The sequence below is a fragment of the Ramlibacter montanisoli genome (assembly GCF_013087525.1).
Taxonomy (GTDB): domain Bacteria; phylum Pseudomonadota; class Gammaproteobacteria; order Burkholderiales; family Burkholderiaceae_C; genus Ramlibacter; species Ramlibacter montanisoli.
Map to the genome: position 1 here is coordinate 3162827 of NZ_JABFCS010000001.1, position 18233 is coordinate 3181059.

Consider the following 18233-nt stretch of genomic DNA (forward strand, 5'->3'; position numbering starts at 1 on the left):
TTCAGATCTCCAGGGGCTTCGGTTGCTGCGCCGTATGCGGATGCTCGCCACCGCCGTAGACCTTCAGCTTCTTGATCATGGCGTAGCCCAGCGGGCCCTTGGGCAGCATGCCCTTGACGGCCTTCTCGAGCGCGCGGCCGGGGTGCTTGGCCTGCATTTCCTTGAAGGTCTGCTGGCGGATGCCGCCGGGGTAGCCGGTGTGCCGGTAGTAAACCTTGTCGGTTTCCTTGTTGCCGGTGACACGCAGCTTGGATGCGTTGATGACGACGATGAAGTCGCCGGTGTCGACGTGAGGCGTGTAAATGGCCTTGTGCTTGCCGCGCAGTCGGAGGGCAGCTTCGCTGGCTACCCGTCCGAGCACCTTGTCGGTGGCGTCAATCACAAACCACTCGTGCTTCACGTCAGCGGGCTTGGCGCTGACAGTGGTGGTCATAAGACTCTCGAGTACGGTTTGGCGGGCCCTTTTCCACGGTCGGTGTCCCTCTGGCGGGGATCTCTTAGGTGGGGTGAAAGCTTCCGTCGCGGGGCCACAATGCGCTGCGGAACCCGGCATTATAGCCGGAGAAGCCGGGGTTCGCTGGCGCTCACCGCCAGCCTACCCAGTGCCGCCCTGCTCCTGTAGGCTGGTGGTGAGCGCAAGCGAACCGCAGCGACCGCGTACCACCCAGAAGGATGCTGCGCGCTTCGCGCGCCAGCTACCATCCACCCCCTATGTTCAGCTACCGCCACGGCTTCCATGCCGGCAACCACGCCGACGTCCTCAAGCACATGGTGCTGATCGCGGTCGTGAAGCACATGACCGCCAAGCCGACGGCCCTGACCGTGGTGGACACCCACGCCGGGGCGGGACTGTACCGCCTGGACAGCGACTTCGCCGGCACCTCCGGCGAGGCCCTGGACGGCATCGTCAAGCTGCTGGCCAGCCCGCTGGCCGCGGAGCCGCCGCCGCTGGTGGCCGACTACCTGGAATTGGTCGCCAGCTTCAACCCCACCGGCCGGAAGACCAAGATCTATCCCGGCTCGCCCTTCGTGACGCAGGCCCTGCTGCGGACGGACCCGCGCGACAAGCTCTGGCTGTTCGAGCTGCACCCCACGGATGGCAAGCTGCTGGCCGGCCACGTCGACCAGATCGAGCAGAAGCGCCAGGTGGCACTCAAGCGCGAGGACGGCTTCGAGGGACTGCGGGCGCTGCTGCCGCCGCCCTCGCGCCGCGCCCTGGTGCTGATCGACCCGAGCTACGAGATCAAGACCGACTACACGCGGGTGGCGGCCTGCATCCAGGAGTCGCTGCGCAAGTTCGCCACCGGCACCTACATGGTCTGGTACCCGGTGATCCCGCGGCCGGAGGCGCACGAGCTCCCGCGCCGCCTGAAGACCCTGGCCAACCAGGCCGGCAAGCCCTGGCTGCATGCCACGCTCAATATCGGCCAGTCGCCCGAGCGCGCCAACACGCACACGCCGGGCGAGACCCCGCCGCGGCAGGGCCTGACGGCCAGCGGGGTGTTCCTGGTCAATCCGCCGCACACGCTCAAGCCCGCCTTGCAGGAGGCGCTGCCGGCGGTGCTGGAAGTTCTGGGGCGCGGCCGGGGCCAGTCGCAGCTGGTCGAAGCCTCCTAGGCTCAGCGCCGCCCCAGCACCATCGTCCAGTAGGTCCCCACTGGCTGCCACGGCGGCCCACGCACGCGACGCCGACCTCGACGAACTTGGGATTCATCATGTTCTCGCAATGCGAGGGGCTGTCCAGCCAGCCGCGCACGGCGCTGGCGATGTCACGGTCGCCGCCGGCGAGGTTCTCACCGAGCAGCCGGTACTTGTAGTGCGCCGCGCTGGCCCGGTGCGCGATCTCGCGGCCTTCGGGGCTGCGGTGGTCGAAGTAGTTGCGGTGCGCCATGTCGCGCGAATGGGAGGCGGCGATGGATTGCAGGCTGCCCTGCCAGCGCAGCGGCGGCGCCGGCGGCATGCTGCGCCAGCCGCAGCGGTGGCCGGCCGCGCGCGCGGCATTGATGCGGCGCAGCGCCTCTTCGACCCGCACGCTGCACTGGGTGGCATAGCCTGCGGCCTGCACGCCGCAGGCCGCCACCGCCAGGGCGAGGACGGCGAGCGCCCTCACTTGCGCGCCAGCACCATCGTCCAGTAGGTCCCCCACTGGGTGCCGGGTTGCGCGACGCACGCGACCGCGACGTCGCCGAACTTGGCATCCATCAGGTTCTCGCAGTGCTCGGCGCTCTCCAGCCAGCCCTGCACCGCGTCGGCGATGCTGCTGTTGCCACCCGCGAGGTTCTCCCCACGCCGCGCCACTTGTAGCGGGCGGCGTCCACGCGCTCACCCACCGTGGTGCCGCTGGGGCTGCGGTGGTCGAAGTAGTTGCGCCGCGCCATGTCGCTGGAATGGCCGAAGGCGGCGGTATAGAGCTGCTGGTCCCATTTCAGCGGGGCAGCGGCCGGCATGTAGCGCGCGCCGCAGCGGCGGCCCGCGGCGCGTGCGGCATTGATGCGCTGCAAGGCCTCTTCGGCCCGCACGCCGCACTGGACGGGTCCCGCCCCCATCAAGGCGGTGTTGGGCGCGGGCGGCGGGTCTTCGTTGCGGCTGCAACCGGCCAGGCCTGCAACCAGGCATGCCAAACCGAAACAGGAGTAAAGCAATTTCCTCATCCATGCAGCCTGCCACGGGCCACGGCCGAGTTGTGTCCGTTCGCAACGGGTCTGCGTGCCAGCCGCGTCGGGCGGACCGTGGCACCCTCTGCAGGCTGTCACAAAGCTGTGCAGCGGATACAAGCTCCGTTCCCGAAGCGCGGCGGCGGCGCCACACAATGCCGCCGATGGAACTCCTCGAATCGCGCCCGGAGCTCTCGGTCGCCCTGGGCGGCCGCTGGGAAGTGCGCGCGCTGGGCAACAGCGCCTTCTGCGACACCTGGCAGGCCACGCAGGGCCGGATGAAGCTGTTCGTGAAGTCGGCGACGGACCGCTGCGGCGCGGGCATGCTGCGCGCCGAGGCCGATGGCCTGCGCGCGCTGGCCTCGACCGGCTGCATCCGCGTGCCGGAAGTACATGCGCTCAGCGACCTGCCCGGCGGCGGCGCCGCGCTGGCGCTCGAATGGCTGGACTTCGCCTGCCCCGATGCGGATTTCGGCAGGCGCTTCGGCCATGCCCTGGCCACCCTGCACGCGCAGCCCTGCCCGCTGGAGCCGGCGAGCTTCGGCTGGCGCGGCGACAACTACATCGGCGCCACGCCGCAGCGGAACACGCCGCTGCAGCCGGCGGGCCGGCTCGGCTGGCTGCAGTTCTTCTCGCGCGCGCGCCTGTGTGCCATGCGCGACCGGCTGCCGGAGGGCACCTCGGAGCTGCGCTACGCTGTGGATGCCGTGATCGAGGCACTGCCCGGCCTGTTCGCCGACGGCTACATGCCGCGCCCGGCGCTGATCCACGGCGACCTGTGGCAGGGCAACTGGGACATGCTGGCAGATGGCTCGCCGGTCATCTTCGACCCGGCCGTGTCCTGCTCCGACCCGCAGGCCGAGATCGCGATGATGGAACTCTTCGGCAGTCCGCCGCGCGGATTCCGGCAGGCCTACGAGGAAGCGGGCGGCAGCTGGCCGACGCCGCAGCGCCTGCGCCTGTACCAGCTGTACCACCTCCTGAACCACGTGGTGCTGTTCGACGGCAGCTACCTGCAGCAGGCCTTGCGCGTCGCCCGCACGCTGGCTTGAGCGCCGCGCGGTCGCAGGCCCGCGCTTTCGGGCATCATGCGCGTGCAAGGAGTGAGCATGGAGCATCCCGATCCCGAAACCCCGGCCGGCACGGCCGAACCCCGCAACGCATTTCTCGAAGAGAAAGCCTTCAAGTCCCGCACGGTGCTGCTGTTCGGCGCCATCACGGACCAGTCCGCGGCCGACATCGCCCGGCGGCTGGTCGCGCTCGACGCCGATTCCGCGGCGCCCATCGACATGCTGGTGAGCTCGCCCGGCGGCCACCTGGAGTCGGGCGACGCGATCCACGACATCATCCGCTTCATCACCGCGCCGGTGAACATGATCGGCACCGGCTGGGTGGGCAGCGCCGCCACCCACCTGTACCTGTCCGTGCCCAAGGAGCGCCGCTTCTGCACGCCCAACACGCGCTTCCTGATCCACCAGCCTTCCGGCGGCGCGGGCGGCCCGGCGAGCGACATCGCGATCCACGCGCAGGAGATCATCAAGGCGCGCGAACGCATCGCCCGCACGATCTCGCGCGAGACCGGCCGGCCTCTGGACGGCGTGCTGGAGGACATCGAGCGCGATCGCTGGCTGTCGGCGGAAGAGGCGATCGAATACGGCCTGGTCGGCCGCATCATCAACCACAAGACCGACATCAGGAAATGAATCGGGAGCTGGGGTTCGCTTGCGCTCACCCCAGCCTACGAGTCCCGGCACCTGTGTAGGCTGGGGTGAGGCGCAGCCGAACCCCAGCGCTTCGTTTCAGCAGCGCCCCAGCGCCTCGCACAGGTCCATCGTCGCCCTGGCCTGGTTCATCGTGTAGAAGTGCAGCCCGGGCACGCCCGCCGCGACCAGGCGCCGGCACAGGTCGGACACCACTTCCTGGCCGAAGGCCTTGATCGAGGCCGCGTCGTCGCCGTAGCTTTGCAGGCGCAGGCGGATCCAGCGCGGCACCTCGGCTCCGCACGCGTCCGAGAAGCGCAGCAGCTGGCTCGAGTTGGTGATCGGCATGATGCCCGGAACGATCGGCACCGTCACGCCGCGCCTGGCCGCCTCGTCCACGAAGCGGAAGTAGGAGTCCGCGTTGTAGAAGTACTGGGTGATCGCCGAGTCCGCGCCCGCCCGCACCTTGGTGACGAAGGCATCCATGTCGGATTGCGGGGTCTTCGCCTGCGGGTGCACTTCGGGGTAGCAGGCGACCTCGATGTGGAAGTCGCTGCCGCATTCGCTGCGGATATAGGCCACCAGGTCGCTCGCGTACTGGAACTCGCCGCCCATGCCGTAGCCGCTGGGCAGGTCGCCGCGCAGCGCCACGATGCGCTTGACGCCCATGGCCTTCAGTTGCGCGAGCTGGTCGCACACCTTGGCGCGCGTCGCGCCTATGCACGAGAAGTGGCTGGCCGCGTCCACGCCCTCGGCGAGGATCTCGCTGACGGTGGTGAAGGTGCCGGCGTGGGTGGAGCCGCCCGCGCCGTAGGTGACCGAGCAGAACTCGGGCTTGAGGGCATAGAGCTGCTGGCGCGTGACGCGCAGCTTCTCGCTGCCTTCCGCCGTCTTGGGCGGGAAGAATTCCAGGCTGATGGGAAGCATCAATGGCCTCGGTTCTGTGCGTGGAGGAAGAATTCGCGGTTGCCGTCGCCGCCCGCGATCGGGCTGTCGTGCCAGCCGGTCACGGCCAGTCCGAGCGAGGCGCAGCCATCGCGCAGCCGCTGCTCCACCAGGGGATAGAGCGCGGGATCGCGCACGACACCGCCCTTGCCCACCTGCCCCGGCTGCAGCTCGAACTGCGGCTTGGCAAGCATGAGCAGGTGGCCGCCCGGTTTCAGCAGCGGCGCCAGCGCGGGCAGCACCAGCGTGAGCGAGATGAAGGAGAGGTCGCCGGTCACCAGGTCGAACTCGCCGCCGACCTGCTCGCGCCGGAGATCGCGGGCGTTCAGCTTCTCGATCGCGACGACGCGCGGGTCGCGCCGCAACTTGCCGTGCAGCTGGCCGTGGCCGACGTCGACACCGGTCACCCGCGCGGCGCCGTGCTGCAGCAGGCAGTCGGTGAAGCCGCCGGTGGATTGGCCCACGTCGAGGCAATTCCAGCCGGTGACGTCGAGGCCGGCCGCGCGCAAGGCGCCTTCCAGCTTCAGGCCGCCGCGCGAGACGTAGCGCGACTCCGCGGTGTCCAGCAGCTCGATCCGCGCTGCGTCCGGCAGCTCGTCGCCGTTCTTGGCGACGCGCTTCCAGCCGGCGCCATCGAACCACTGCACGCCCGAGGCGATCAGCCGCTGCGCCTGCGAGCGGGAAACGGCGAGGCCGCGTTCGACGAGGAGCTGGTCGGCACGCATGGCAAATGACTTCGCTGCGCTTCGATGACAAATGACGAAGTCATTCGTCATTCGTCATGCGCAGCTTAGTAGCGGTAGGTATCCGGCTTGTACGGACCGGCCTTGCTCACGCCGATGTACTTCGCCTGGTCTTCGGTCAGTTCGGTCAGCTGCGCACCCAGCTTGGACAGCTGCAGGCGCGCGACCTTCTCGTCCAGGTGCTTGGGCAGCACGTAGACCTTGCCGTTCTCGTAGGCGTCCGGCTTGGTGAACAGCTCGATCTGCGCCAGCGTCTGGTTGGCGAAGGAGGAGGACATCACGTAGCTGGGGTGGCCGGTGCCGCAGCCCAGGTTCACCAGCCGGCCCTTGGCCAGCAGGATGATGCGCTTGCCGTCCTCGAAGATCACGTGGTCGACCTGCGGCTTGATCTCTTCCCACTGGCACTTCTTCTCGATCGTCGCGACGTCGATCTCGTTGTCGAAGTGGCCGATGTTGCAGACGATCGCCTGGTCCTTCATCTTCGCCATGTGGGCGTAGGTGATGACGTCCTTGTTGCCGGTGGCGGTGACGAAGATGTCGGCCTTGTCGGCTGCGTAGTCCATGGTGACCACGCGGTAGCCTTCCATGGCGGCCTGCAGCGCGTTGATCGGGTCGATCTCGGTCACCCACACCTGCGCCGACAGCGCGCGCAGCGCCTGCGCCGAGCCCTTGCCCACGTCGCCGTAGCCGGCCACCAGGGCGACCTTGCCGGCGATCATCACGTCGGTGGCGCGCTTGATGCCGTCCACCAGCGATTCGCGGCAGCCGTACAGGTTGTCGAACTTGCTCTTGGTGACGGAGTCGTTGACGTTGATCGCGCGGAACTTCAGCAGGCCCTTGTTGGACATGTCCTGCAGGCGGTGCACGCCGGTGGTGGTCTCTTCGGTCACGCCGATGATCTGGGCGGCCTTGCGGCTGTACCAGGTCGGGTCTTCCTTCAGCTTCTTGCGGATGGCCGCGTGCAGGATGCGCTCTTCTTCCGAGGAGTGCGTGTCGATCAGGGACAGGTCCTTCTCGCAGCGTTGGCCCAGGTGCATCAGCAGCGTGGCATCGCCGCCGTCGTCCAGGATCATGTTGGGGCCTTCGCCTTCGCTGCCCTTGGCGCCGAAGTCGAAGATGCGGTGCGTGTAGTCCCAGTAGTCTTCCAGCGACTCGCCCTTGATGGCGAACACCGGCGTGCCGCCCGCGGCAATGGCGGCGGCGGCGTGGTCCTGGGTCGAGAAGATGTTGCACGAGGCCCAGCGCACGGTGGCGCCCAGGGCCTGCAGCGTCTCGATCAGCACGGCCGTCTGGATCGTCATGTGCAGCGAGCCGGTGATGCGGGCGCCCTTGAGCGGCTGCGCCTTGGCGAATTCCGAGCGGATGGCCATCAGGCCGGGCATCTCGGTTTCGGCGATGCGGATTTCCTTGCGGCCCCAGTCGGCGAGCGACAGGTCGGCGATGGCGCAGTCCTTGGTGGGGACGGGCTTGAGAACGGCGTTCATGGTGGCTCCGGAACGTGAAGGTGGATCAGCCCACCCTTCCGGAGGTCTCACCGCACGGAAAAGTGGGTGAGCGTCGTTGCATGGATAGCCGAGCCTCGCGTCCGTGGCTGGACGCTGCAACGCTCCTCGGTTGGCCGTGATTCTAAGCGAAAGCCCCGCCGGCAGCCCGGCGGCGGCGGCTATCGCCCCACGGCAACCGATGCAAAGGGTAAAAAGGGGCATGCCTTCCGCCGGACCCCTCGCCCCGCCCATCGAGCCCATGCTCGCCAAGATCGCCGAGGCCCTGCCCTCGGAACCCGGCTTCCTGTTCGAGCCCAAGTGGGACGGCTTCCGGGCGCTGGTGTTCCGCGGCGCGGAGCAGACTTACCTGCAAAGCCGCGACCTGCGGCCGCTGAACCGCTACTTCCCCGAATTGGAGAAGGCGCTGCACGAGACCCTGCCCAAGGGCTGCGTGCTCGATGGCGAGATCGTCGTCGCCGGCCCGCGCGGCCTGGATTTCGACGCCCTGCAGCAGCGCATCCACCCCGCGCCTTCGCGCATCGCGCGGCTGTCGAAGGAGACGCCGGCCGGCTTCGTCGCCTTCGACCTGCTGGCCGCCGGCGGCAAGTCCACCATGGAACTGCCGCAGTCGGAGCGCCGGCTGCGGCTGGAGCGCCTGCTGGGCAAGCCCAAGCCGCCGCTGTATCTGACGCCGGTGACGCGCGACCGCGCCGAGGCGGAGCAATGGCTGGAGAAGTTCGAGGGCGCGGGCCTGGACGGCGTGATCGCCAAGCTGGAGACCGCGACCTACCAGCCGGGCAAGCGCGCGATGCTGAAGATCAAGCACGTGCGCAGCGCGGACTGCGTGGTGGCGGGCCTGCGCTGGTACAAGGACCGCGAGGACGCGGTCGGTTCGCTGCTGCTGGCACTTTATGATGAGGCCGGCGTGCTGCACCACGTGGGCGTGACGTCCTCCTTCACGATGAAGGTGCGGGAGGAGTTGGCGAAGGAGCTCGCACCGCTGCAGACGGGCGTCGAGAGCCACCCCTGGCGCGACTGGGCCGGCGCCCAGGCCGGCGACGCGCAGCGCATGCCCGGCGCGCAGAGCCGCTGGAGCGGCGGCAAGGACCTCAGCTGGGTGCCGCTGCGGCCCGAGCGCGTGTGCGAGGTCAAGTACGACCACCTGCAGGGCGACCGCTTCCGGCACGCCGCGGTGTTCCTGCGCTGGCGGCCGGACAAGCCGGCGCAGGAGTGCCGTTACGACCAGCTGGAGGTGACGACGCCGTTCGCGCTGGCGAAAGTGTTCGGGGCCTGAGGAGGGATCACGACGCCTTCCGGCGGAAGCAGGCGAGCGCGTGGTCGTTCACCATCCCCACGGCCTGCATCCACGCGTACACGATCACCGGCCCCACGAACTTGAAGCCGCGGCGCTTGAGTTCCTTCGAGATCTCCTCGGCCTTCGGGGTGCTCACGGGCACCGAACGGCCGTCGCCGTGCAGCACCTTGCCGCCCGTGAAGGACCAGCAGAAATCCGCGAAGTCCTCGCCCCGCTCCTTCATGTCGCAGTAGATCCCCGCTCCGGCGATGGTCGCGACGATCTTGGCGCGCGAGCGGATGATGCCAGGATCGGCCAGCAGCTTCTCGATCTCCTCTCCACGAACCGGGCCACCTTGGCGGGCTCGAAGCCGGCGAAGGCCCGGCGGAAGGCCTCGCGCTTGTGCAGCACGGTGCGCCAGGACAGGCCGGCCTGGAAGCCCTCGAGCATCAGCATCTCCCACAGCATGCGCGGGTCGTGCTGCGGCACGCCCCATTCCTCGTCGTGGTACTGCGCCATCAGGGCGTCGCCGCCTTCGGCCCAGGCGCAGCGTTGCGGTGGCTTGGTCATGCGTGCATGGTAGGGCCAGGCCCGCAACGACATCGTCACGCCTTCGGCTTGCCCTCGCCGGGAGCCTTCGGCCGCAGGCGCGCCGGCACATGCTCCAGGTTGATCCGCACGCGGTACCACGGCGAGGAACGCCCGCGCATGCGGTCCACCAGCACGTCCTGCGGCTCCAGGTGCGCCGCCGCCTTGGGGTGCTGCGCCTTCCATTGCCCCGCCGCCGCGACCGCTTCCGCTTCGCGCTCGGCACGCGCCACCTCGATCAGCGGCTTCCTGGTCCGCGCCGTGGAAGGCGGTGCCCGCTTCGGTTCGCCCGCGGCCTTGCGGTAGTGCGGGGGCCACGGCGCGTCGCCCTCGCCTGCCGCCTCCTGCTGGCGTGACAGCTCCAGCAGCGGCTCGAGCGAGCAGCGCCAGTCGTCGATCTCCGCGTGCGGATCGCCGATCCTCGCGAAGCGCTTGGGCAGGGTCCAGAGGGTGAAGTCGGCCGGGTTGCACTCGGCCAGCTCCTTCCAGTTCACCGGCGCGGACACGCGCGCGTCGGGCTTGGGCCGCACCGAATAGGCCGAGGTCACGGTGCGGTCCTTGGCGTTCTGGTTGTAGTCGACGAACACGCCGCGGCGCTCCTCCTTCCACCATTTGCTCGTGGCCAGGCCGGGAGCGCGGCGTTCGACCTCGCGGGCCAGCGCGAGCGCGGCCCGCCGCACCTCGTCGAAGGTCCATTTCGTTTCGATGCGCACCAGCACGTGGATGCCGCGCGATCCCGAGGTCTTGGGCCAGCCCTTGAGCCCCAGTTCCGTCAGCACCTCGTGGACCACATCCGCCACCTGCCGGATCTGCGGCCACTCGACGCCGGGCACCGGGTCGAGGTCCACGCGCAGCTCATCGGGATGGTCCAGGTCCTCCGCCCGCACCGGGTGCGGATGCAGCTCCAGGCAGGCCAGGTTCGCCATCCAGGCCAGGTCGGCGGGATGGCGAGGCACCACTTCCTCGGCGCTGCGACCGGACGGGAAGCGGATCTCGGCGACCTCCAGCCAGTCCGGGCGCTTCGCCGGCGCGCGCTTCTGGAAGAAGAACTCCTCGTCGATGCCGTTCGGGTAGCGCACGAGGACGCACGGGCGGCCGCCGGCGCCCTCAGCGCGCCCTCGGCGACGGCGAGGTAATAGTTCACGAGGTCGAGCTTGGTGACGCGCGCGGAAGGGATCAGCAGCTTCGCCGGGCTGGTGATCACGACCTCCCGTCCGCCAATCTCCAGCGTGGTCTCGTCCTTTGCCTGGGCCATGCGGATGAAACTACCCCGCCACGGCACAATACGGGGTCAGACGCGGCCGGCTTTCCAGGCCCGCCCGCCCTCTATTCCCGGAGTCCCCTTGTCCGCATCGCCCCTGGCCGCCGAAGTCCGGCGCCGCCGCACCTTCGCCATCATTTCGCACCCCGACGCGGGCAAGACCACGCTGACGGAAAAGCTGCTGCTGTTCTCCGGCGCGATCCAGATCGCGGGCGCGGTGAAGGGCCGCAAGGCCTCGCGCCATGCCACCTCCGACTGGATGGAGATCGAGAAGCAGCGCGGCATCTCGGTGGCCTCCTCGGTGATGCAGATGCTGTACCGCGACCACGTGGTGAACCTGCTGGACACGCCCGGCCACAAGGACTTCTCGGAAGACACCTACCGCGTGCTGACGGCCGTGGACGCGGCACTGATGGTGATCGACGCGGCCAACGGCGTGGAAGCGCAGACGCGGCGGCTGATCGAGGTCTGCCGCCAGCGCGACACGCCCATCATCACCTTCGTCAACAAGATGGACCGCGAGGTGCGCGAGCCGCTCGACATCCTCGACGAGGTCGAGCGCGAGCTGGGCATGCCCTGCGTGCCCATGACCTGGCCGGTGGGCAAGGGCAAGGCCTTCGGCGGCATCATGAACCTGCGCCGGCAGGCGATGACGGTGTTCGAATCGGGCAGCGAGCGCCGCCCCCAGGACTTCGACACCGTGCCGCTGTCGGACACCGACGAACTGCGCCGGCGCTTCGGCGCCGAGTACGACGCGGCGGCCGAAAGCATGGAACTCGCTTCCGGCGCTTCGCCCGAGTGGGACCACGCGGCCTTCCTGGCGGCCCGGCAGACCCCCGTGTTCTTCGGTTCCGCCGTCAACAACTTCGGCGTGATGGAAGTGCTGGACGCGCTGGTCGACCTGGCGCCGGCCCCGCAGGCGCGCAAGAGCACCGCGGTCGTCAACCGGCAACCGGTCGAGCGCATGGTGGAACCGGACGACACCGCCTTCTCCGGCGTGGTGTTCAAGGTGCAGGCCAACATGGACCCCTCGCACCGCGACCGCATCGCCTTCGTGCGCATGGCTTCCGGCAAGTTCACGCCGGGCATGAAGCTGAAGGTGCAGCGCACCGCCAAGGAGCTGCGGCCCACCTCGGTCGTGACCTTCATGTCGCAGCGGCGCGAAGCGGTCGACGAGGCCTATGCCGGCGACATCATCGGCTTCACCACGCATGGCGGCGTGCAGCTGGGCGACACCATCACCGACGGTTCGGTGAACCTGCAGTACACCGGCCTGCCCTTCTTCGCCCCCGAGCTCTTCATGGTGGTGGTGCTGAAGAACCCGCTGCGCACCAAGCAGCTGCAGCAGGGCCTGGCCCAGCTGGGCGAGGAAGGCGCGATCCAGGTGTTCCGCCCGCAGATCGGCGGCCCGATGCTGCTGGGCGCCGTGGGCCAGCTGCAGTTCGAGGTGGTGCAGCACCGGCTGAAGACCGAGTACGACTGCGACGTGCGGCTGGAAGGCTGCCCGTACACGGGGGCCCGCTGGATCACCGCCGACACGCCGGCGGAACTGAAGGCCTTCACGGACGCTTATCCGCAGCGGCTGGCGCTGGACGCCGCCGACGCGCTCGCCTTCCTGTGCACTTCGCCCTATGACGTGCGCCTGGCGCAGGAGCGCTTCCCCAAGATCCACTTCCACCTGCTGCGCGAACATGCGGGGCTGGCTTTACAAAGCGCCAACTGAGCCGGCACCCGCGCGCTTGCCGCACACGGCAAAATCCGCGGGTCGCTGGGTTGGAAGAACACCATGAAGAAGTCGTCCGTGTCGCGCTCGCTGGCTGCCGTCCTCGCCAGCACCCTGCTGCTCGCCGCCTGCGGCGGCGGTGGCGGTGGTGGCCCGCGGCCGCCATCGTCGGCCCGGTTCTCCGAGGCCGTGGCGGGCTGCGCCGTGCCCACGCAGCGGCAGTTCCTGCGGACCTACCTCGACGAGGTCTACCTCTGGTACCGCGAGATCCCCGCGGTGGACCCGAACCAGTTCACCACCGTCGCGAGCATCAACGACTATTTCGACGCGCTGACCAACCTGCCGCAGGACCGCTTCAGCGACGCGATCTTCACCGGCCAGAGCGCGGCGGTGCAATCCTCGACGCCGCTCGCGCAGCTCGACGCGGGCCAGCTGCTCGCCTCGCATTCCGTCCCCACGGCACCGACCGTGACCACCACCACGGGCGGACGCAAGGTGGGCTACCTGCGGCTGGCGAACGCGGCCGAGGGCTCCCAGGACGAGGTGATCGCCGCCTTCCTGCAGTTGCAGCCGCAGGGCATCCAGGACCTGGTGCTGGACCTGCGCGACAACACCGGCGGCTTCGTCTACACGGCGCTCACGACGGCGTCGATGATCACGGCCGCCGCGAACAACGGACGGGTGTTCGAGCGCCTCGTGTTCAACGACAAGCGTGGCGAGACCAGCCTCCTGTTCTCCGGCCAGGTGCAGTTCCCCGATGGCGCCAGCCCGCGTTTCCCGGTCGGCACCGCCCTGCCGCAGCTCGCGCTGCCGCGGGTGTTCGTGCTGACCGATCCGAACACCTGTTCGGCCAGCGAGTCGATCATCAACAGCCTGCGCGGCATCAACGTCGAGGTCATCCGCATCGGCGACACCACCTGCGGCAAGCCCTACGGCTTCACCGAGAAGCAGAACTGCGGCTACTCCTTCTTCGCCATCGACTTCCAGGGCTTCAACGCCGCGGGCTTCGGCGACTACCAGGGCGGCTTCGCGCCGATCTGCCGCGTGCCTGAAGCCGGCGTGCGCGGAACCGCCACCGACGCCGTGCTGAACGCCGCCTTGTTCTATGCGGACAGCAATTCCTGCCCGACCGGCACCGCGACCGGTGCGCAGATGGCGTCCTCCCCGATCGTGAGCGCGCCGCGCCAGCCGCCCGCCGGCGCCGCCCGCATCCTGCTGCCGGAGATGCTTCCCCGTTGACGGCCACCGGCCCCATGCTCCCCCCTGCGCGCGTGGCCCGCGGCCGCGCGCGCCCGCATCGCCGGCGTCCTCACCGACATCGACGACACGCTCACCACCGAAGGCGCGGTCACGCCCGACGTGCTGCGCTCGCTCGCGGCGCTCGCGCAGGCCGGCCTGCACGTCATCCCGATCACCGGCCGCCCGGTGGGCTGGAGCGAACCCTTCGCGCTGGCCTGGCCGGTGGATGCCATCGTGGCCGAGAACGGCTCGGTGGCGCTGGCGCGAACCGCGCCGGGACAGCTGCGCAAGCTCTACACGCAGGGCGAGGCCGAACGCACGGCCAACCACGCGCGCATGCAGCAGGTGGCGCGGCGCATCGTGCGCGAGATCCCCGGCGCCGCGATCTCCCGTGACAGCGGCGGACGCGAGACCGACATCGCGATCGACCACAGCGAGTTCACGCACCTGCCGCAGGATGCCATCGACCGCGTGGTCGCGCTCATGCGCGCCGAAGGCATGCAAGCCACCGTCAGCTCGATCCACGTCAACGGCTGGTACGGCGGCCACAACAAGCTGGAAGGCGCGCGCTGGGTGGTGCGGGAGCTGCTGGGACGCGAGCTGGAGGACGAACTCGATCGCTGGGTCTATGTCGGCGACTCCACCAACGACGTGCTGATGTTCGAGCACTTCCCGCACAGCGTGGGCGTGGCCAACATCCGGCGCTTCGAGGACCAGCTCGCCTTCAAGCCGCGCTACGTCACCGACGGCGAACGCGGCGCGGGCTTCGCCGAGGTGGCGCAGGCGATCCTGCAGGCGCGCTGACTCAGTCCGCGTCCCGCAGCTTGCGGTGCCCGCGGCAGGCCTGGGCGAAGGCCTCCAGCGTGCGCTGGTAGAAGGGATGCTGCTCGTGCCGCCACTCCGGATGCCACTGCACCGCATAGGCGAATGCGGGCGCGCCCATGACCCGCACGCCCTCCACCAGTCCGTCGGGCGCGTGCGCTTCCGCGACCAGGCCTTCGCCCAGCCGGCGGATGCCCTGCCCGTGCAGCGAATTCACCAGTGCGCGCTGGCCCCCGGCCCAGTGCGCGAACGCGCTGCCCGGTTCCAGCAGCACCTCGTGCCGCTCCGCGAACTGCACGGCAAGGTCCTCGTCGCGCGGCTCGCGGTGGTCCATCATCCCCGAGTGTTCGTGCAGGCTCTGGTACAGGCTGCCGCCCAGCGCGACGTTGATTTCCTGCAGGCCCCGGCACACGCCGAACAGCGGCACCGCGCGGTCCAGCGCCTCCCGCACCAGGCGCATGGTCAACTGGTCGCGGCGCGGATCGAGCAGGTCGGTGGGCAGCGCCGTCTCGCCGAAGTGCGTGGCCTCCACGTTGGACGGCGAACCGGTGAGCAGCACGCCATCCACCAGCGGCAGCAGGCAGGGGATGTCCCCGGCCTCGGCCATGGGGAACAGCACCGGCTGCAGCCCCAGTTGCGTGACGGCCGCCGCGTAGCGATCGGCCAGCACGGTGTAGCCGCCGGGATCGTCGAGATCGAGGTGGCGATGGCAGGCGGGGAGCCACACCAGTGGCTTGTGGGGATCTTGGGCATGCGCGATCTTCGCCGCCCATGGTGCCTGCGCCCCGGCGGCCCGGCTGGCCGCCGAGGCGCCTCCGCGCGTCGGACGTGGCCGACGCTCAGTTGGGCTTGGCCAGGCCCAGCTTCTCGACCAGCGCCTTTTCGCGCGCGAAGGTTTCCTGCGCGAACTTCGTGTAGCCGGCGGAGCTCATGTACATCGGCACCATGTCGTAGCGGGCCAGCGCCTGCACGTAGCTCGGTTCCTCCATCGCCTTCTTGAACGCGTCGTGCAGGCGCTTCACCACCGCGGGCGGCGTGCCCTTGGGCGCGCCGATGCCGAAGGGCGAGTTCTGCACGATGTCCAGGCCCAGCTCCTTGAGCGTGGGCGCGTCGGGGAATTTCTCCAGGCGCTTCTCGCCCCAGGTGTTCAGCACGCGCAGCTTGCCGGCCTGCACCAGCGGCGCGAAGCCGGTGGAGTCGGCCGCGGCCATGAGGTGGCCGCCGGTGATGGCCTGCGCCAGCTCCGAGCTGCCCTTGTACGGCACGTGCAGCAGCTGCAGTCCCAGCTTCTGCGCGATCAGCTCCGTGGTGAGGTGCGGGCTGGTCAGGGTGCCGGTGGAGCCGTAGGTCAGCTTGCCCGGATTGGCCTTGGCCCAGGCGACGAAGTGCGTCCACGTGGTCAGCGGCGAGTCCGCCGGCACGACGATGCCAAAGGCATAGCCGGTGACGTTGAGGACGTAGTTGATGTCCTTGACCGGGTCCCAGCTGATCCTGGTCGTGTACGGCAGGCGGAACACGCCCAGCGGGATCTGCGCCAGCGTGTAGCCGTCTGCGGGCGATGTCTGCAGCAGCTGCGCCGGCAGCGTGCCGCCCGCGCCCGGCTTGTTCTCGACGATGACCGGCTGGCCGAGGATCTTGCCGGCGTTGTCGGCCAGCTGGCGCATGGTGATGTCGGTCGGACCGCCCGCGGGGAAGGCGATGACCAGCTTGATGGGCTTGGCCGGGAAGGCCTGGGCATGGACACCCACGCTCGCGGCGGCCAGCGTGGCGACGGCGAACTGGATGAGATGGCGACGGCGCATCGATGCTCCTGGAGTTGTGCGAAAGAGGAAGCGCACATTGGACCGCGGCGCCGCGCCGCGTGCATCGGGAGCGACCCTCCGGCAGTAACGTGGGAGACATGCGCGGGGCGCGTCAGGGGCGCGTCAACATGTGCAAGTCACGGCCCATCTCTTTACGCTCCCTACACGTGTGTGCAACATCTCGTCACCTCTCATGTTGATCGAGCGCAGAAGACGCGCAGGGATGTGGCGCGAGCGACACGAACACACCCCTCCGGAGGTTGACGCACGCCGCGCGGGCCCGCGACACTCGATGAGGCCCCACCAAAGGGGCCACCAACGAACCAATCCAAGGGGAATAAATGAAACGTCTCGCCATCGCGGCTGCCTCCGTTCTTCTCATGCTGGGCACCGCCCAAGCGCAATCCCGTGCCCCGCTGTATGGCGAACTGGGCTATTCGTTCCTGGAATTCAAGGCCGACGGCTTCAAGACCAAGCCGCATGCCCTGCGTGGCATCGTCGGCTACGAGTTCCATCCGAACGTCGCCGCGGAAGGCATGCTGGCCTTCGGCGTGCGCTCCGACGACGTCAACGTCGGCGGCGTGAACGTGGACACCAAGCTCAAGCACGCCTTCGGCGTGTTCGTGAAGCCGAAGTACAACTTCGGCCCGGCCGAAGTGTTCGCCCGCGTCGGCTATGCGCGCGTCAAGATCAAGGCCACCGCCTGCGCCGCCGGCGTCTGCGCCAGCGACAGCGATGCCGACGGCGATTTCGCCTGGGGCTTCGGCGCCAACTACAACATCAACCCGCGCATGTACGTCGGCGCGGACTGGATGCGCCTGAACGACAACGACGGCGGCAAGATCCAGGGCCTGACCGTCAACTTCGGCTACCGCTTCTGATCCCTCCAGGATCCGCAAGCTTGAAAGCCCGCCGCAAGGCGGGCTTTTTCATGGAGACCGCGCTCAGCCCGGGACGCGCTGCGCGAAGCCTTCCAGCACGTTCGCCGCGTTGACCCCCACCTGCGCGACCGCATAGCCGCCTTCGAACACGAACAGCGTCGGCAGGCCGGCCGCCGCCAGGTCCTCGCCCACCCGCAGGTAGTCCTCGCTCGCCAGCGTGAAGCCCGCGATCGGATCGCCGGCGAAGGTGTCCACCCCCAGCGAAACCACCAGCGCTTCCGCGCCGAAGGCGGAGATGGCCTGCAGCGCCTGGCGCAGCGCTTCGCGCCAGCGCGGGAAGCCGGTGCCGCGCGGCAGCGGCAGGTTGAGGTTGCAGCCCGCGCCGGCGCCGCTGCCACGCTCGTCCGCGTAGCCCAGGTAGTACGGGTACTCGGTGTGCGGATCGCCGTGGACGCTGGCGAAGAACACGTCGGCACGCTCGTAGAAGATGGCCTGCGTGCCGTTGCCGTGGTGGTAGTCGATGTCGAGCACCGCCACCTTCGCGAGCCCCGCATCCCGCAGCACCTGCGCTGCGACCGCCGCGTTGTTGACGAAGCAGTAGCCGCCGAAGAAATCGTGCCCTGCGTGATGTCCCGGCGGCCGCGACAGCGCGAACGACACGCGGCTGCCCTGCAGCAGCTCGCGCGCGCCCGCCACCGCGCAGGCCGCGCCGTGCTCCGCGGCTGCCCAGGTGCCGGCCGTGAGCGGCGAGCCGGCGTCGAAGGAGAACAGCCCCAGGCGCGCGGGAAAGCTCGCCGGCAACACGTCGCTGCGGAAAGTGCGGATCGGCCAGTACGAAGGCAGCGCGTCGCGCTGCGCATTGGCCGGGTCCAGGGCCACCCACTCCTGCCAGGCGGTGGACAGGAAGGCGAGGTAGCGCGGCGCATGCACGCGCTCCAGCACCGACCTCTCCACGGCGGGCGGCGAAGCGATGGTGCCCAGGCCGCGCCGCTGCAGCTCCTGCAGAACGAAGTCGGCGCGCGCGGGCACCTCGAAACAGGGCACGAGCTCGCCGCGGAACATCTCGTGGCGCCCGTGGTGCAGGGCGTGGCGCTCGT

19 protein-coding genes, 1 pseudogene and 1 riboswitch are annotated in these 18233 nt (G+C 69.3%); of the genes and pseudogenes, 8 read left to right on the plus strand and 12 right to left on the minus strand.

Going from position 1 to position 18233, the window contains the following annotated elements; genetic code table 11:
• Position 1 precedes the first annotated feature (1 nt).
• Positions 2-433, minus strand: coding sequence for a 50S ribosomal protein L13 (gene rplM / locus HK415_RS15595; RefSeq protein ID WP_171560967.1), 432 nt, complete (start codon positions 431-433; stop codon positions 2-4).
• A 278-nt stretch (positions 434-711) separates the two neighbouring features.
• Here rplM and HK415_RS15600 point away from each other — a divergent pair, with 278 nt between their 5' ends.
• The gene (locus HK415_RS15600) at positions 712-1617 is read left to right on the plus strand and encodes a 23S rRNA (adenine(2030)-N(6))-methyltransferase RlmJ (RefSeq protein WP_171560970.1); all 906 of its coding nucleotides are present in this window, start codon (positions 712-714) and stop codon (positions 1615-1617) included.
• Here HK415_RS15600 and HK415_RS26450 read toward each other — a convergent pair.
• The 3 genes from HK415_RS26450 to HK415_RS15610 are packed head-to-tail and all read right to left on the minus strand — an operon-like array spanning position 1529 to position 2546.
• Entirely contained in the window at positions 1529-2110 is a 582-nt protein-coding gene (locus tag HK415_RS26450; protein WP_171560974.1) for a CAP domain-containing protein, read from the minus strand. The genes HK415_RS15600 and HK415_RS26450 overlap by 89 nt on opposite strands.
• On the minus strand, positions 2107-2244 hold the full coding sequence (locus HK415_RS25310; protein WP_373684599.1) for a CAP domain-containing protein: 138 nt from the start codon (positions 2242-2244) through the stop codon (positions 2107-2109). The genes HK415_RS26450 and HK415_RS25310 overlap by 4 nt, the downstream gene beginning before the upstream one ends.
• Positions 2202-2546 (minus strand): CAP domain-containing protein, encoded by a 345-nt coding sequence (locus HK415_RS15610; RefSeq protein ID WP_171560977.1) that lies wholly within the window; start codon positions 2544-2546, stop codon positions 2202-2204. The genes HK415_RS25310 and HK415_RS15610 overlap by 43 nt, the downstream gene beginning before the upstream one ends.
• A 272-nt stretch (positions 2547-2818) precedes the next feature.
• Here HK415_RS15610 and HK415_RS15615 point away from each other — a divergent pair, with 272 nt between their 5' ends.
• Together HK415_RS15615 and HK415_RS15620 are read left to right on the plus strand one after the other, a co-directional pair.
• Positions 2819-3706: a fructosamine kinase family protein gene (locus HK415_RS15615; protein ID WP_171560981.1), complete on the plus strand. Its 888-nt coding sequence runs from the start codon at positions 2819-2821 to the stop codon at positions 3704-3706.
• A gap of 57 nt (positions 3707-3763) precedes the next feature.
• The gene (locus HK415_RS15620; RefSeq protein WP_171560984.1) at positions 3764-4357 is read left to right on the plus strand and encodes an ATP-dependent Clp protease proteolytic subunit; all 594 of its coding nucleotides are present in this window, start codon (positions 3764-3766) and stop codon (positions 4355-4357) included.
• Between the two features lie 96 nt (positions 4358-4453).
• Here HK415_RS15620 and metF read toward each other — a convergent pair whose 3' ends face one another.
• From metF to ahcY, 3 genes are all read right to left on the minus strand, one after another.
• On the minus strand, positions 4454-5281 hold the full coding sequence (gene metF, locus HK415_RS15625; protein WP_171560987.1) for a methylenetetrahydrofolate reductase [NAD(P)H]: 828 nt from the start codon (positions 5279-5281) through the stop codon (positions 4454-4456).
• Positions 5281-6024, minus strand: coding sequence for a TlyA family RNA methyltransferase (locus HK415_RS15630; RefSeq protein WP_171560990.1), 744 nt, complete (start codon positions 6022-6024; stop codon positions 5281-5283). Before HK415_RS15630 ends, metF begins: the two co-directional genes overlap by 1 nt.
• A 65-nt stretch (positions 6025-6089) precedes the next feature.
• Complete coding sequence (gene ahcY, locus HK415_RS15635) at positions 6090-7526, minus strand: adenosylhomocysteinase (protein ID WP_171560995.1); 1437 nt, start codon at positions 7524-7526, stop codon at positions 6090-6092.
• A gap of 61 nt (positions 7527-7587) precedes the next feature.
• A riboswitch (S-adenosyl-L-homocysteine riboswitch) is annotated at positions 7588-7660 on the minus strand.
• A gap of 86 nt (positions 7661-7746) precedes the next feature.
• On the opposite strand from ahcY, the gene HK415_RS15640 reads away from it, so the two are divergent.
• A complete protein-coding gene (locus tag HK415_RS15640) occupies positions 7747-8820 on the plus strand; it encodes an ATP-dependent DNA ligase (RefSeq protein ID WP_171560999.1) in 1074 nt (357 codons plus the stop codon).
• Positions 8821-8827: 7 nt separating this feature from the next.
• Here the strand turns inward: HK415_RS15640 and HK415_RS27180 are convergent.
• Positions 8828-9390: pseudogene (locus tag HK415_RS27180) on the minus strand (DNA-3-methyladenine glycosylase I).
• Positions 9391-9425: 35 nt separating this feature from the next.
• A complete protein-coding gene (locus tag HK415_RS15650; RefSeq protein ID WP_216369808.1) occupies positions 9426-10487 on the minus strand; it encodes a DNA polymerase domain-containing protein in 1062 nt (353 codons plus the stop codon).
• Between the two features lie 264 nt (positions 10488-10751).
• Here HK415_RS15650 and HK415_RS15655 point away from each other — a divergent pair, with 264 nt between their 5' ends.
• The 3 genes from HK415_RS15655 (at position 10752) to HK415_RS15665 (ending at position 14435) form a co-directional block, all read left to right on the plus strand.
• A complete protein-coding gene (locus tag HK415_RS15655; RefSeq protein WP_253261906.1) occupies positions 10752-12392 on the plus strand; it encodes a peptide chain release factor 3 in 1641 nt (546 codons plus the stop codon).
• Positions 12393-12455: 63 nt separating this feature from the next.
• The gene (locus HK415_RS15660) at positions 12456-13631 is read left to right on the plus strand and encodes a S41 family peptidase (RefSeq protein ID WP_171561001.1); all 1176 of its coding nucleotides are present in this window, start codon (positions 12456-12458) and stop codon (positions 13629-13631) included.
• Between the two features lie 24 nt (positions 13632-13655).
• Complete coding sequence (locus tag HK415_RS15665) at positions 13656-14435, plus strand: HAD-IIB family hydrolase (RefSeq protein ID WP_171563487.1); 780 nt, start codon at positions 13656-13658, stop codon at positions 14433-14435.
• 1 nt (position 14436) lies between these two features.
• Here the strand turns inward: HK415_RS15665 and HK415_RS15670 are convergent, their stop codons facing one another.
• Positions 14437-15180, minus strand: coding sequence for a gamma-glutamyl-gamma-aminobutyrate hydrolase family protein (locus HK415_RS15670; RefSeq protein ID WP_171561002.1), 744 nt, complete (start codon positions 15178-15180; stop codon positions 14437-14439).
• 112 nt (positions 15181-15292) lie between these two features.
• The gene (locus HK415_RS15675; protein WP_171561003.1) at positions 15293-16255 is read right to left on the minus strand and encodes a Bug family tripartite tricarboxylate transporter substrate binding protein; all 963 of its coding nucleotides are present in this window, start codon (positions 16253-16255) and stop codon (positions 15293-15295) included.
• A gap of 341 nt (positions 16256-16596) precedes the next feature.
• On the opposite strand from HK415_RS15675, the gene HK415_RS15680 reads away from it, so the two are divergent.
• The gene (locus HK415_RS15680; protein ID WP_171561004.1) at positions 16597-17136 is read left to right on the plus strand and encodes a porin family protein; all 540 of its coding nucleotides are present in this window, start codon (positions 16597-16599) and stop codon (positions 17134-17136) included.
• Positions 17137-17199: 63 nt separating this feature from the next.
• Here HK415_RS15680 and HK415_RS15685 read toward each other — a convergent pair whose 3' ends face one another.
• On the minus strand, positions 17200-18198 hold the full coding sequence (locus HK415_RS15685) for a histone deacetylase family protein (protein ID WP_171563489.1): 999 nt from the start codon (positions 18196-18198) through the stop codon (positions 17200-17202).
• Between the last annotated feature and the right edge of the window lie 35 nt (positions 18199-18233).